The organism is uncultured Friedmanniella sp., assembly GCF_964244285.1.
Lineage (GTDB): Bacteria > Actinomycetota > Actinomycetes > Propionibacteriales > Propionibacteriaceae > Microlunatus.
Genome location: NZ_CAXTHT010000002.1, coordinates 620,093 through 634,098, shown reverse-complemented (window position 1 = coordinate 634,098; position 14,006 = coordinate 620,093). Strand labels below are relative to the sequence as shown.

Here is a 14,006-nt window from a genome sequence, read left to right as displayed (position 1 = left end):
CTCGTCGGAGGAGCTCACTCAGCTGTGCGGACGGCCCTTGCCCAACGACAGCGTGATCAGCAACAGCGTGATCAGCAGGCCGAAGGCGATCAGTCCGAAGACGAAAGGCGGGACCGGCAGCTCGGTCTCCAGCAGGGTCAGTCCGAGGGTCATGGCTGCAGCCTACCGGTCGGGGTGGCGGTGGGTCGAAGAGCGCGAGCGCTCAACGGCGGGTCTGGCCGGAGCCGGTGACGACGTACCTGGTGGAGGTCATCTCGGCCAGGCCCATCGGTCCCCGCGCGTGCAGCTTCTGGGTCGAGATGCCGATCTCGGCGCCGAACCCGAACTCTGCCCCGTCGACGAACCGGCTGGACGCGTTGACCAGCACCGCTGCCGCGTCCACCTCGGCGGTGAAGCGCGCGGCGGCTCGCTGGGACTCCGTCACGATGGTCTCGCTGTGCCCGGTGCCGTAGCGCCGGATGTGGTCGAGAGCGGCGTCGAGGTCGTCGACCACCGCCACCGCCAGGTCGAGGGAGAGGTACTCCGTCTTGTAGTCGGCCTCGGTGGACGGGACGACGTCGCCGAAGGCGGCCGTTCGCGCGTCGCCGTGGACGGTGACCCCGGCTGCGGCGAGGCAGGTCAGCGCGTCGGGGAGGAACCGAGCCGCGGCGTCGACGTGGACCAGCAGCGTCTCGACCGCGTTGCAGACCGAGGGCCGCTGGGTCTTCGCGTTGAGCAGGATCTCCAGGGCCATCGTCGGGTCGGCGGTGGCGTCGACGACGAGGTGGCAGTTGCCGACCCCGGTCTCGATCACCGGGACGTGGCTGTGCCGCACGACGTGGTCGATCAGCCCCGCACCGCCGCGCGGGATGAGCACGTCGACCAGGCCACGCGCCGCCATCAGCTGATCGGTCACCGACCGCGGCCCCGGGACCAGCTGGACCGCGTCGACGGGCAGCCCGGCCCCGGCCAAGCCTGCCTGCAGGGCCTCGGCCACGGCCCCGTTCGAGCCGGCGGCCGAGGACGACCCGCGCAGCAGGACGGCGTTGCCCGACTTGAGGCAGATGCCGGCGGCGTCGGCGGTCACGTTCGGTCGGGCCTCGTAGATGATGCCCACGACGCCGAACGGCACCCGGACCTGACGGACCTGGACGCCGTTCGGGTTGGTCCAGCCGCGGACGACATCGCCGACCGGGTCCGGGAGGCCGGCGAGGTCTCGGAGGCCGGTGCCCATGGCCGCCACCCGGTCCGACGTCAGCCGCAGCCGGTCGACTAGGGCCGCCGAGGTGCCGGCCGCCTCGGCCTGGGCGACGTCGGCCGCGTTCGCCTCGAGCACGGCGGTCTCAGCGTTGGCCAGCGCGTCCGCCATGGCGTGCAGCGCCCCGTCCTTTTCCGCCCGGGTGGCCCGGCTCAGTCGCTGGGACGCCGTCCTCGCCCGGGTCGCCTGCTCGGTCACGTCCACGGGCCCTACGGTATCGGCCGTGACGCCACGGACGCCGCGACGACCAATCCGTCGCTCGAAGGGCTCCGAACACCAGTCAGCGTGGTGCGGTCCGCCCCGAGGACATGACTCACGATCGAGAACTTCGCAGGTTGTCACTGACCGTTTGGCCCGCAGAGGTCGCCGGAGATGGGAAGATGGCGCAGAACTCGACCACCCTGGGGGCACCGTCAGCGTGAGACGGCGGGGTATCGAGACAGGAGCGCGACGTTGACCGCACTGGTGTTGCCCGAGTACCTGTCCGTCCTGATGTCCGGTCGGCCCTACATCGACGTGATCGGACCCGCCGCTCCCTGGCCGGTCCCGAACGGCTGGTGGGAACAGACCCGCAGCCGCGTCCGTGAGCTCGTGGAGGACCCGCGGGCGGGCGCCACGCAGAACTGGACCAGCTGGCCCGACCAGACCCGCGACGTCGCACCCTTCCTGCAGAACCTGGCCATGTCCCTCGGCGGCTACGTGGCGATCTTCTCCGGTGAGTTCGCGCAGTTCCCCGAGCAGCTGGTCGATGACTACCTCGCCCCCAACCAGCGCCGCGAGCCGATGGTCGCCCGCAACTGGTACATGACCGACTGCGAGTGGCCGCTCTTCCTCTACAAGTACGCCGGCTCCGACGCCGACGCCCGCCGCGGTGCCCTGGAGCTGTCGCTGGAGTGCGTGGCCCTGCTCGCCGAGGTCGGACCGCTGCGACCGCGGGCGGAGGCCCTCGTCGGCGTGTACCGCCGAGTCCTGGCTACCCCCTCGCTGCTCGACTTCCACACCAGCGCGGGTTTCCCGGAGGTCGCCCGGCTGTGGCGCCACTCGCTGCTGACCGAGGCCGAGCACGAGCTGCTGCCGGAGATCGGCGGCTGGGGCTCGGCCCTGTACTGGTCCTACCAGGGCCTCGAGGCGGTGCACGACCACCTCAGCCAGGTCACCACGCGCGCCGAGTCGCTGCCCGAGGTCGTGGCGTCGATGGCCCTCGGCGATAACGTCGAGACGCTGCCCGCGGCCCTGGCCGTGGCGGTCGGGGAACCGCGCTTCGCCGAGATCGAGGCCGCCTTCGAGGCCCGCCAGCACGGCTTCGACGCGATCGAGTGGCTCCAGTCGAACCGCGGCTGGCTGACCCGGGCCCTGCTCAGCGGCGAGATCGACGCCTGTCGGGCCTGGTTGGCCATGGCCGCCCAGGTCTCGCGCGTCGTCGCCGGCCTGCCCGGGCCGCCCACCCCGTCGGCCGCCCCCGACACGATCGGCTTCGTCACCGACGTCGAGGAGCTCTTCACCTTCCGGCGGACCGTCAACCCGATGGTGCGCTCGTTCCCCGAGACCTCCCGGGTCGTCGTCCGGGCGGAGCCGCCGGTCCGCGCCCGCGTCCTCCGCGCTCTCGGCTCCGAGGCCGAGGACGAGGAACCCGAGGACGACGCGACCGTGCCCGAGGTAGAGATCGGTGACCCCCAGGGCGAGCTCGCCGAGCTGGTGGGCCTGGCCCCGATCAAGGAGCAGGTGCGCCGGCTCGTCGCCGAGGCCAAGGCCGACCAGCTGCGGCAGAACGCGGGCATGCCCGAGCGCGACCGCTCCCGGCACATGGTCTTCGTCGGCAACCCCGGCACCGCGAAGACCACGGTCGCCCGGCTGCTCGCCCGCATCTACGCCCAGCTGGGCACGCTCTCCAACGGCCACCTCGTCGAGGCGAGCCGGGTCGACCTGGTCGGGCAGTACATCGGCCAGACGTCGCCCAAGGTCCGGCGGATGTTCAACAAGGCCTCCGGTGGGGTGCTGTTCATCGACGAGGCGTACGCGCTGATACCGCACGACTCGCACCGCGACTTCGGTGTCGAGGCGGTGTCCACGCTGCTGAAGTTGATGGAGGACCGGCGGGACGAGGTCGTGGTCATCGTGGCCGGGTACCCGGTCGAGATGCAGCGCTTCCTCTCCTCCAACCCGGGCCTGGCCTCGCGCTTTCCCAAGACCCTGACGTTCGAGGACTACGACGCCGACGAGCTCTACTCGATCTTCGAGCTGACGGCCCACCGCCAGGGCTTCGAGGTCGGCCCCGGCGTCGAGGCGCGGGTCCGGGCCCTGCTGCCCAAGCCCCACCCCGCCGGCTTCGGCAACGGCCGCTTCATCCGCAACGTGTTCGAGGAGGCCGTGTCCATCCAGGCCGAACGGCTGGTCGGCCTCGAGGACCCGACGCTGGACCAGATCCGCACCCTGCAGGCCGACGACCTTCCCACCGAGCCGCCCGTCGACCACACCGGCCTGCAGGGGATGTACCTGTAGGTCTGCGGCCCGGCCGCGGGTCCGCGACACTGCCCCGGGCCGCGTCCCTTCCTTGACGGTCACTTCACAGCCCTCCGGTACGCGACACGCCGCCGGGAAGGCTGTTACGTGACTCCGCAGGGTGTGAAGTGACCGTCAGGGAAGAGGTGCGGCAGGCACGACGCAGACGCGGGGTCAGAAGAGGCTGGGCGGCAGGGCACCTTCGTGCTCGAGGAGCCAGCGCTTGGTGGCCAGCTCGTGGCCACGCTCGCCGCCGGAGAAGCCGCCCAGACCGTCGGCGGCGACGACGCGGTGGCACGGGATGACGATCGGCACGGGGTTGCCGCCCATCAGGGAGCCGATGGCGCGCGGCGGCAGTCCGGTGCCGCTGCGCCGGCCGAGCTCGGCGTAGGTGATCACCTCGCCGTACTCGATCGTGGCCATGGCGTCCAGGACCGCCCGCTTGCGCGGCTCCATCGGCGGCAGGTCCAGGACGAGGTCGAAGGTGCGGAGCTCACCGGCGAAGTACGCGACCACCTGCGCCAGCGCCTCGGCCATCGTCTCGTCCAGCTCGTCGGAGGTGCCCGGAACGTCCAGGCTCCAACCGCAACGCCGCAGCCCAGCCAGCCCTCCGACCAGATCGACGAGCCCGACGGGCGAGGAGTACCTGGCGTGCGCCAGGGTCGTCGTCGCGGTCGGGGCCATGCCGCCAGCCTAGGTCGATGCTGCGACAGGTTCCACCACCAGATCGGGGTCCTTGACCCCGATCCGGCCGGCCAGGATCTCCTCGGCGTAGTGACAGGCGACGCGACGGCCCGGGGCCGGCTCGATCTCGCGCAGCGCCGGCACCTCGTCGTCGCAGCGGGTCTGCTGCCGGTACGGGCAGCGGGTGTGGAAGCGGCAGCCGCTTGGCGGGTTGGCCGGACTGGGCAGGTCGCCGCGCAGCAGGATCCGCTCGCGCCGGTCCTCCACCGCGGGGTCGGGAATCGGGATCGCCGACATCAGGGCGATCGTGTACGGGTGCAGAGGAGCCGCGTACAGGTCGTCGCTGTCGGCCTCCTCGACCAGCGTGCCCAGGTACATCACCCCGATCACGTCGCTGATGTGCCGGACGACGGCGAGGTCGTGGGCGATCACCAGGTAGGTGAGCCCGAGGATGTCCTGCAGGTGCTCCAGCAGGTTGATCACCTGGGCCTGGACGCTGACGTCGAGCGCGCTGACCGGTTCGTCGGCGATGACCAGGTCGGGGTTGAGGATCATCGCCCGTGCGATGCCGATCCGCTGCCGCTGACCGCCGGAGAACTCGTGCGGGTACTTGGCCAGCGAGCCGCGGGGCAGCCCGACGACGTCCAGCATCGCCGAGGCTTTCGCCAGGTGGCTGCGGCCGGAGTCGGTGCCGAACTCCTCCCGGTCGGCCTCGGCGAGACCGTGCACGCTCAGCGGTTCGGTCAGTGAGCTCTCGACCGACTGCCGGGGGTCGAGGGAGGACAGAGGGTCCTGGAAGACCATCTGCATCCGCCGCCGGATCAGCCGGAGCGGCTCGGCCTTCAGCTGCCGGATGTCCTCGCCGTCGAAGATCACCGAGCCGTCGGTGGGCTCCTCCAGCCGCAGGATCGCGCGGCCCAGCGTCGACTTGCCGCAGCCCGACTCCCCGACCAGCCCGTACGTCTGACCGGCCCGGACGGCCAGGTCGACGCCGTCGACCGCGCGGACGTGACCGATCGTCCGGTCGACCACCAGCCCCCGCTTGATCGGGAAGTGCACCTTGAGCCCCTGGACCCGCAGCAGCGCCTCGCTCATCGCTCCTCCCCTCCAGACGTGTCAGACGCTGAGAGGGCTATCGCCCTCTGAGAGGCTGACAAGTCGGGGTCCTCCGGGTTCTCCGGCGCGGGGTGCACGCAGCGGACGAGGTGGCCGGCCCGGCCGAGCGGCTCCAGCCCCAGATCACTGACCACGCAGTCGTCCGCCGCGTGTCGGCAGCGAGGGGCGAACGCGCAGGCCTTCGACCAGGCGATCGTGTCCCTCGGCGTGCCGGGGATCGGCTGCAGCGGCTCGCCGCGAGGGGCGTCCAGGCGCGGGATCGAGCCGAGCAGACCCTCGGTGTAACGGTGACGCGGGTGCTCGAACAGCTCGCGGCGAGACGCTGACTCCACGACCCGGCCGGCGTACATCACGTTGACCGAGTCGCACAGCCCCGCCACCACGCCGAGGTCGTGGGTGATCATCACCATCGCCGTCCCGAGGTCGGTCACCAGCTCCTTGAGCAGCTCGAGCACCTGCGCCTGGATGGTGACGTCGAGCGCGGTCGTCGGCTCGTCGCAGATCAGCAGCGCCGGCTTGCAGGCCAGGGCGATCGCGATCAGCGCCCGCTGCCGCATGCCGCCCGACAGCTGGTGCGGGTACTCGTCCAACCGGCGGCGGGGGTCGGGGATGCCGCAGCGGCGCAGCAGGTCCTCGGCCTCGTCCTCGGCGTCCGACCGCGAGATGTCGGAGTGACGACGCAGCACCTCCGTCACCTGGAGGCCGACCGGGATCACCGGGTTGAGCGAGCTCATCGGGTCCTGGAAGACCATCGCCAGCTCGCGTCCGCGCAGGTCGGAGAACTCGGCGTCGTCCATCTCCAGTAGGTTGCGGCCCCGGTACAGCGCCTTGCCGCTGACCCGGACCCCGCGGGTCGGCAGCAGGCCCATGATGGCCATCGAGGTGACGGACTTGCCGCTGCCGGACTCGCCCACGATGCCGACGACCTCGCCGGGCCGCACGGAGAAAGAGACGCCGTCCACCGCGCGGGTGGCGCGGCCGCCCCTCCGCTGGAAGGTGACGTCGAGGTTCTCCACCTCGAGCAGCACCTCGGTGCGGTTCACAGGCTCGCGGGTGGAGCGTTGGACCAGGGTGGAGTCCTTCACGGCGGCCATCGTCATCTCCTCGACTTGGGGTCGAGCGCTTCCCGGAGGGCCTCGCCGAACAGGGTGAAGCCCAGGGCGGTGATGGCGATGCAGATGCCCGGCAGCAGGGCCAGGTGCGGGTCGGACTGCAGCCGGTCCTGCGCCTTCACCAGCATCCGGCCCCATTCGGCGGTGGCCGGGTCGGGCGCGCCCAGTCCGAGGTAGGACAGGGCGGCGACCTCGATGATCGCCGTGGCCAGCGTCAGCGTGGCCTGCACGATCACGGGTCCGAGCGAGTTCGGCAGCACGTGGCCGAGGATGATCGCCTGCCGTTTCAGACCCAGCGAACGCGAGGCCAGGACGTAGTCCTGGTTGCGCTGGGCGAGCATCGAGCCGCGCAGCAGCCGGGCGAAGATGGGCACCTGCGCGGCGCCGATGGCGATCATGATGGCGCTCGGCCGCAGACCCAGCACCGCGGCGATGCTCACCGCGAGCAGCAGCGACGGGATGGAGAGCAGGATGTCGACCACCCGCATCACCAGGGTGTCCACCCAACCGCCGAGTCCGCCCGCGAGCGTACCCAGGACGGCCCCGCCGAACAGACCGAGCGCCGTCGACACCACGCCGATGACCAGCGACGCCCGCGCCCCGTAGACCAGCTGCGAGAACAGGTCCGTACCGAACGTCCCGAGACCCAGGAGGTGACCGGGTGAGGGCCCAGGCACGCTGCTGGGCGTGACCTGGTCGATCCAGTCGGTGTCGGCCGGCGGGTACGGCGCGATCAGGGGCGCGAGGAGGGCGATGGCCACGAAGACGAGCACGATCACCGCCCCGATGATGGCGCTGGGGTTGCGACGGAGCCGGACGAAGGCTCCCCGCCAGAGACTGGTGCCGCGGTCGTCGGCCTCGACGTCGCCCATCAGCGCCGCCAGCGCCGCCGGACGGCTCGGCCGCATCACCTCGAGCGCACTGGTCATCGCTGGTTCCTCTCGTGGCCGCTCACGCGGCACGCAGCCGGGGGTCGATGACGCCGTAGAGCAGGTCGACGATCAAGTTGATCACGGCGTAGATCACGGCGATGAAGAGGATGAAACCCTGCAGGACAGCAAAGTCCAACCCGCTGATGGCGTCGAAGAGGTAGGAGCCGATGCCGTTGAACGCGAACACCGACTCGGTCAGGACGGCACCGGCGAGCAGGGCTCCGGTCTGCAGGCCGATGGTGGTGGTCACCGGCAGCATCGCGTTGCGGAGCACGTGCCGGCGGGTGATCAGCCCCCGGGCCAGGCCCTTGGAGCGGGCGGTGCGGACGTAGTCCTCGTTGAGCACCTCGATCACCGACGCCCGCGTCATCCGCACGATGATCGCCAGCGGGATGCTGCCCAGCGCGATGCCCGGCAGGATCAGGTGCGTGACCGCGTTCCAGGCCGAGTCCCACTCCCGGGTCAACAGGCCGTCCAGGACGTAGAAGTTGGTGATGTGGGTGGCGTCGATCCGTGGGTCCTGACGTCCCGAGGTCGGCAGCACCGCCAGCACGTGCAGCGGCCCGGGGATGCCCACGGCGAAGACGATCTTGAGCAGGTAGGCCAGCACGAACACCGGGACCACGACCCCGAGCAGCGAGCCTGCGACGAAGATGCGGTCGAGCCAGCCGCCCGCGTTCTTGGCGGCCAGGTAGCCGATCGGGATGCCCAGCACGACCGCGAAGATCAGCGCCGCGACCGCCAGCTCGACGGTGGCCGGAAACCGTTCCAGGAAGGTCCCGAGCACCGGGAGTCCCGTCCGCGGCGAGATGCCGAAGTCCCCGCGGAGCAGCCGACCGCTGTAGGTCAGGTACTGCGTCACCAGCGGCTTGGTGAACCCGTACTGCTCGTTCACCTGGGCGATCGAGGCCGGGGTCGCCTTCTCCCCCAGCAACGCCCGGGCGGGGTCGCCGGGCAGGGCCCGTACCCAGGCGAACAGCAGCAGGCTCAGCCCGACCAGCACCGGGACCAGCAGCAGCAGCCGCCGGATCACGAATCTCAGCATCGCGTCATCCTCCCCGGCGGCTGCTGGCTGCTACTTGCTGACGGTGATGTTGTTCCAGACCTCGTCCTGGGTCGGGCTGGGCGTGAAGCCCTGCACGTTCTTGGAGAAGGCCAGCGAGGGTGCCGGGTGGGACAGCGGGACCCCCGGGGCGTAGTCGGCGATCTCGGCGTTGATCTTCTCGTAGGCCCCCACCTGCTCGTCGCGGGTCGGCAGCTCACGGGCGCTGGCCAGGTCGGCGAAGAGCTTCGGGTTGCTGAAGCCCCACTCCGAGGACTTCTGGCCGAAGAAGACGCCGATGAAGTTGTCCGGGTCGTTGTAGTCGCCGGTCCAGCCGAGCAGGTGGATGTCGTGCTTGTCCGTCCCCGCGTCGCCCTGGATCATGTCGAGGTAGTCCGGGCTCCACTTCGCCGCCACCGGCGTGATCTTGATCCCGACCTTCTCCAGCTGGGACTTGACCACCGCGAAGGTGTCCTCGGGGGCCGGCATGTAGGGCCGGGAGACCCCGGTCGGGTAGGCGAACTTCAGCGTCAGGTTGCTCTGTCCGGCCTCCGCGAGCAGCTGCTTGGCCTTGTCCGGGTCGTAGGGGTAGGCGTTGACCTTGTCGTTGTAGCCGGCCACGGTCGGCGGCATGAACTCGATCGCCGGCACCGAGCCCTCGGGCAGCGAGGACTTGACCACCGCAGTCCGGTCGATGGCGTAGTTGAGGGCCTGGCGGACCCGGATGTCGGCGAGCGCCTTGTTCTTCTGGTTGAACCCCAGGTACAAGATGTTGAAGGCCGGCCGGTTCACGATCGAGAAGCCGGCGTCCTTCAGCGGCTGGACGTCGGCCGGGCCGACCAGGTCGTAGCCGTCGATGTTTCCGGCCTGCAGCTCCTGGGTGCGCGCCTTGGCGTCGCTGATGGTGCGGATGATGATCGTCTGCGTCTTGGCCTTGTCGCCCCAGTAGTCCGGGTTGGCCTTCAGGGTGACCTGCTGGCCACGGTCCCACTTCTCGAACACGAACGGGCCGGTGCCGGTGGGGTGCGCGGTCGCGTACTCGGAGAAGCGCGGGTCGGTGTCGGTGCCTGAGGTCTTGTCCGCGTTGTACTTCTCGAGCGCGGTCGGGCTCTGCATCGAGAAGGCCGGCAGCGTCATGGCCTGGACGAAGCTGGCGAACGGCTTCTTCAGCTTGATCGTCGCGGTCGTGGCGTCCGGGGCACTGCAGCTGTCGTAGATCCCGCCGGTCTTGCCGGTCTTGAAGCCCTTGAACAGGCTGTTGTAGTAGTAGCTGATGTTCTCGGACTGGTTGACGCCGGTCCAGTTGTACCAGCGGTCGAAGTTGGCGCAGACCGCCTTGCCGTCGAAGGCGGTGCCGTCGGAGAACTTGACCCCGTCGCGGAGCGTGAAGGTGGTGCTCTTGCCGTCCTTGCTCGTCTCCCACTTGGTCGCGAGCGAACCCTCGATGTCGGTGGTGCCGGGCTTGGAGGCGACGAGGCCCTCGAAGATCTGGCGGGAGACGCGGAAGGTCTCGCCGTCGCTGGCCATCGCCGGGTCGAGCATCACCGGGTCGGACGAGGCGGCGAAGGTGAACGAGGTGTCCCCGCCGGTGGTCGTGGTGCTACCGGTGTCGCGCTGGCTCTTCGCGCAGGAGGCCATGGCCGTCACGGCGGCGACGGAGGCCAGCACGGCGACGGTACGCGTGAACGCGGTCGAGCGGCTGCGTGCGTATGGCTTGGTCAACGTCCACCTCTGGTGTGCAGGCGACGCCCCCGGGGCTGACCAGTGTCTGCTGTTCACTTCGGAAGCGTCGGACTGGGAAAGTGCTCTGACCCTATCCCAGGGCTGAGAGATTGCCACGTATTGCCTGTGTGGCGGAACCAGGCGGTAACAAGAACGCGCGACCGGCCGGCCCAGCAGCAGATTGTTGCGCGGCTAGGCGACTAGTGATCGGCGGCTGACGCGGATCCGGGCTCGTCGAGCAGCACCAGTGCGTCCCGGTGCACGACGGTGCGGTCGTAGCCCGCGCCGCGCTCGGCGGCGAGGTCCCGGGTGCTGCGGCCCAGCAGCGACGGCAGCTCGTCGGCGTCGTAGTTGGCCAGCCCGCGCGCCACCACCGTCCCGTCCGGACCGACCAGGTCGACCGCCTCGCCCGCGCTGAACTGGCCCTCGACCCCGGTCACCCCGGCCGGCAGCAGCGAGGCGTGCCGCTCGACCAGGGCGCGGACGGCCCCCGCGTCCAGCTTCAGCCGGCCCTGGGCGTCGCTGGCGTGCCGCAGCCAGAGCAGCCGGGTGGGGCGGCGCTTGCCGGTGGGGTGGAAGCAGGTGCCGACAGGCTCTCCGGCGAGGGCCCGAGCAGCCGAGCCGGCGTCGGTCAGCACCACCGGGATGGCCGCCGAGGTGGCGATCTTGGCCGCCTCGACCTTGGTGATCATGCCCCCGGTGCCGACCGCGGTGCCGCGCGCCGAGACGTCCAGGCCGACCAGGTCGTCCTCGCCGTGCACGTCGCAGATCCGTCGCGCCCCGGGCGTGCCCGGCTTGGCGGTGTAGAGGGAGTCGACGTCGCTGAGCAGCACCAGCGCGTCGGCGTGCACCAGGTGGGCGACCAGGGCGGCGAGGCGGTCGTTGTCGCCGAAGCGGATCTCGTGGGTGGCCACGGTGTCGTTCTCGTTGACCACCGGGACGACCCCGAGCTCGAGCAGCCGGGCGAAGGTGCGGAACGCGTTGCGGTAGTGCCCGTGCCGGGTCACGTCGTCGACGGTGAGCAGCACCTGCCCCACGCCCAGCCCGTGCGCGGCGAAGAGGTGGGTGTAGTAGCCCATCAGCAGTCCCTGACCCACCGACGCCGCGGCCTGCTGGGTGGCCAGGTCGCGCGGGCGTCTGCGCAGGGCGAGCGGCGCCAGGCCCGCCGCAATCGCGCCGGAGGAGACCAACACCACCTCGCGGCCGGCCTGCCGGACCGCCGCCAGTGCGTCGACCAGGGCCTCGATCCGGGCCGGGTCGATGCCACCCTCGGCCGTGGTCAGCGAGGACGAGCCCACCTTGACCACCACGCGTTGGGCCTCGGCGATGGCGGCGCGGACTTCCCGTGGGTCCATCAGCACAACCTCGTCGAGGCCCTCGACAGGCTCAGGGCGCGAAGCTCAGTCACGGTCGGGGCTGTCGGCGTCCAGACTCGCGAGGCTGACGAACTCCTCATCCTCCGGCGCATGGTAGGCCGCGTCCTTGTCCCGACGGCGACGGGCGGCGGGACGTTCCTCGGTGAAGCGCTGGTCCTCGCCGCGACGGCTGAGGATCTCCGCACCGACGTCGACCTGGGGCGCGAAGTCGAAGACCACCGCGTCCTCGCCACCGATGGCGACGCCGTCACCGGCCCGGGCGCCCAGGTCGAGCAGGCGGTCCTCGATGCCGATCCGGTTGAGCCGGTCGGCCAGGTAGCCGACCGCCTCGGTGTTGTTGAAGTCGGTCTGGCGCACCCAGCGCTCGGGCTTCTCGCCGCGGACGCGCCACAGCTCGCCCTCCTGCCGGATGGTGAACTCACCGCCCTTGCCGACGGGCCTCGGGCGCAGCACGATCCGCTGCGGCGCCGGGGCCGGCATCGCAGCACGGCGAGCGGCGACCAGCTCGGCCATGGCGAAGGTGAGGGCCTGCAGGCCGGCACCGCTCTTGGTCGAGATCTCGAAGACCGCGAGGCCGCGAGCCCGGACGTCGTCGGCGACGAGCTCAGCCAGCTCGCGCGCGTCCGGGATGTCCACCTTGTTCAGCGCCACCAGCCGCGGCCGGTCCTCCAGCCCGCCGTGGGCGCTGAGCTCGGCCTCGATCACGTCGAGGTCGCTGAGCGGGTCACGTCCCGGCTCGAAGGTCGCGCAGTCGAGCACGTGCACCAGCGCGGCGCAGCGCTCGATGTGGCGGAGGAAGTCGTGCCCGAGGCCACGGCCCTCGCTCGCGCCCTCGATCAGGCCGGGAACGTCGGCGACGGTGTAGGTGGTCTCGCCGGCGACGACGACGCCGAGGTTCGGCACCAGCGTCGTGAAGGGGTAGTCGGCGATCTTGGGCCGGGCGCGCGAGATGGCGGCCACCAGCGAGGACTTGCCGGCGCTCGGGAAGCCGACCAGACCGACGTCGGCCACCACCTTGAGCTCGAGGGTGACGGTCCGCGTCTCTCCCTCCTCGCCCAGCAGGGCGAAGCCGGGCGCCTTGCGCGCGGCGGAGGCGAGCGCGGCGTTGCCGAGGCCGCCGCGTCCGCCCTGGGCGACGACGAGCTCCGCGCCCTCACCGGTCAGGTCGGCCAGCTGCTCCCCGCTGTCGGCGTCGAGGATTACCGTGCCGTCGGGGACGGCCAGGACGATGTCCTCACCGTTCGCCCCGTTGTTGTGGTCGCCGCGGCCGGGCTGGCCGTTCGTGGCGCGACGGTGGGACTGGCGGTGGTAGTCGACCAGGGTGGTCAGCCCGTGCTCGACGCGCAGGATCACCGAGCCGCCGTCGCCCCCGTTGCCGCCGTCGGGGCCGCCGAGCGGCTTGAACTTCTCCCGGTGGACCGAGGCGACGCCGTGGCCGCCGTTACCGCCGTAGACGTGCAGCGTGACCTGGTCGACGAAGCTGGGGATCGCCATGCCGCGCTCCTTTCGTACGGGTCGGGATGACCGGGAGTGAAGATGACAGGAGGGCGGCCCCCGAAAGGGCCACCCTCCTGAGTCGTTCGTGTGCTGCTGGGAGCTAGGCGGAGACAGTCGCCTCGACCGGGGCCGGGATCGTGATGTTGACGACCCGACGGCCGCGCTTGGTGCCGAACTCGACGTGGCCCTCGCGGAGCGCGAAAAGGGTGTCGTCGCCACCGCGACCAACGCCGTCTCCGGGGTGGAAGTGGGTGCCGCGCTGGCGGACGATGATCTCGCCCGCGTTGACCAGCTGGCCGCCGAAGCGCTTCACGCCGAGGCGCTGAGCGTTGGAGTCGCGGCCGTTCCGGGTGGACGATGCGCCCTTCTTGTGTGCCATGTCAGTGTCCCTTAGCTCTTTCGGCTCAGCTGTCGATACCGGTGACGCGGACCTGGGTGTAGTGCTGACGGTGCCCCTGGCGCTTGCGGTAGCCGGTCTTGTTCTTGTACTTGAGGATGTGGATCTTCGGACCCTTGGACGCGCCGAGGACCTCAGCGGTCACCGACACCGACTCCAGCGCGGACGCCGCGGAGGTGACGGTCTCGCCGTCGACCAGCAGCAACGGCTGCAGGGTCAAGGTCGACCCCACCGCACCGTCGAACTTGTCGAGCTCGAGGACGTCGCCGACGCTGACCTTGTGCTGGCGGCCGCCACTACGCACAACTGCGTACACGCCTGACCTACTCTCTTGGATGTTTTCGGAGGGCATGCCCGCACAACCGAAGTCGGGCGCACGCCGAGGGTCAAGG

General features: G+C 70.7%; 13 protein-coding genes. 1 reads left to right on the top strand and 12 read right to left on the bottom strand.

The window, feature by feature from the left end:
• Positions 1 to 18: 18 nt before the first annotated feature.
• Together ACFE7W_RS07300 and ACFE7W_RS07295 are read right to left on the bottom strand one after the other, a co-directional pair.
• Positions 19 to 153 (bottom strand): hypothetical protein, encoded by a 135-nt coding sequence (locus ACFE7W_RS07300; protein WP_375424085.1) that lies wholly within the window; start codon positions 151 to 153, stop codon positions 19 to 21.
• 49 nt (positions 154 to 202) lie between these two features.
• A complete protein-coding gene (locus ACFE7W_RS07295) occupies positions 203 to 1,441 on the bottom strand; it encodes a glutamate-5-semialdehyde dehydrogenase (RefSeq protein ID WP_375424084.1) in 1,239 nt (412 codons plus the stop codon).
• Between the two features lie 249 nt (positions 1,442 to 1,690).
• Between ACFE7W_RS07295 and ACFE7W_RS07290 the strand changes: the two genes are divergently transcribed.
• A complete protein-coding gene (locus ACFE7W_RS07290) occupies positions 1,691 to 3,736 on the top strand; it encodes an AAA family ATPase (protein ID WP_375424083.1) in 2,046 nt (681 codons plus the stop codon).
• Positions 3,737 to 3,910: 174 nt separating this feature from the next.
• Here the strand turns inward: ACFE7W_RS07290 and ACFE7W_RS07285 are convergent, their stop codons facing one another.
• The 10 genes from ACFE7W_RS07285 to rplU form a co-directional block, all read right to left on the bottom strand.
• A complete protein-coding gene (locus tag ACFE7W_RS07285) occupies positions 3,911 to 4,420 on the bottom strand; it encodes a methylated-DNA--[protein]-cysteine S-methyltransferase (protein ID WP_375424082.1) in 510 nt (169 codons plus the stop codon).
• A 9-nt stretch (positions 4,421 to 4,429) separates the two neighbouring features.
• Complete coding sequence (locus ACFE7W_RS07280; RefSeq protein ID WP_375424081.1) at positions 4,430 to 5,515, bottom strand: ABC transporter ATP-binding protein; 1,086 nt, start codon at positions 5,513 to 5,515, stop codon at positions 4,430 to 4,432.
• Entirely contained in the window at positions 5,512 to 6,630 is a 1,119-nt protein-coding gene (locus ACFE7W_RS07275; protein ID WP_375424080.1) for an ABC transporter ATP-binding protein, read from the bottom strand. The genes ACFE7W_RS07280 and ACFE7W_RS07275 overlap by 4 nt, the downstream gene beginning before the upstream one ends.
• A gap of 2 nt (positions 6,631 to 6,632) precedes the next feature.
• Entirely contained in the window at positions 6,633 to 7,577 is a 945-nt protein-coding gene (locus tag ACFE7W_RS07270; RefSeq protein ID WP_375424079.1) for an ABC transporter permease, read from the bottom strand.
• A gap of 22 nt (positions 7,578 to 7,599) precedes the next feature.
• Positions 7,600 to 8,625 (bottom strand): ABC transporter permease, encoded by a 1,026-nt coding sequence (locus ACFE7W_RS07265; RefSeq protein ID WP_375424078.1) that lies wholly within the window; start codon positions 8,623 to 8,625, stop codon positions 7,600 to 7,602.
• 30 nt (positions 8,626 to 8,655) lie between these two features.
• Positions 8,656 to 10,344, bottom strand: a complete 1,689-nt coding sequence (locus tag ACFE7W_RS07260; RefSeq protein ID WP_375424077.1) for an ABC transporter substrate-binding protein — start codon at positions 10,342 to 10,344, stop codon at positions 8,656 to 8,658.
• A 200-nt stretch (positions 10,345 to 10,544) separates the two neighbouring features.
• Complete coding sequence (proB, locus tag ACFE7W_RS07255) at positions 10,545 to 11,699, bottom strand: glutamate 5-kinase (protein WP_375424076.1); 1,155 nt, start codon at positions 11,697 to 11,699, stop codon at positions 10,545 to 10,547.
• A 45-nt stretch (positions 11,700 to 11,744) separates the two neighbouring features.
• Positions 11,745 to 13,214 (bottom strand): GTPase ObgE, encoded by a 1,470-nt coding sequence (gene obgE, locus ACFE7W_RS07250; protein ID WP_375424075.1) that lies wholly within the window; start codon positions 13,212 to 13,214, stop codon positions 11,745 to 11,747.
• A 103-nt stretch (positions 13,215 to 13,317) separates the two neighbouring features.
• The gene (gene rpmA, locus ACFE7W_RS07245) at positions 13,318 to 13,596 is read right to left on the bottom strand and encodes a 50S ribosomal protein L27 (protein WP_375424074.1); all 279 of its coding nucleotides are present in this window, start codon (positions 13,594 to 13,596) and stop codon (positions 13,318 to 13,320) included.
• A gap of 25 nt (positions 13,597 to 13,621) precedes the next feature.
• Positions 13,622 to 13,930, bottom strand: a complete 309-nt coding sequence (gene rplU / locus ACFE7W_RS07240; protein ID WP_375424073.1) for a 50S ribosomal protein L21 — start codon at positions 13,928 to 13,930, stop codon at positions 13,622 to 13,624.
• Positions 13,931 to 14,006: the final 76 nt, after the last annotated feature.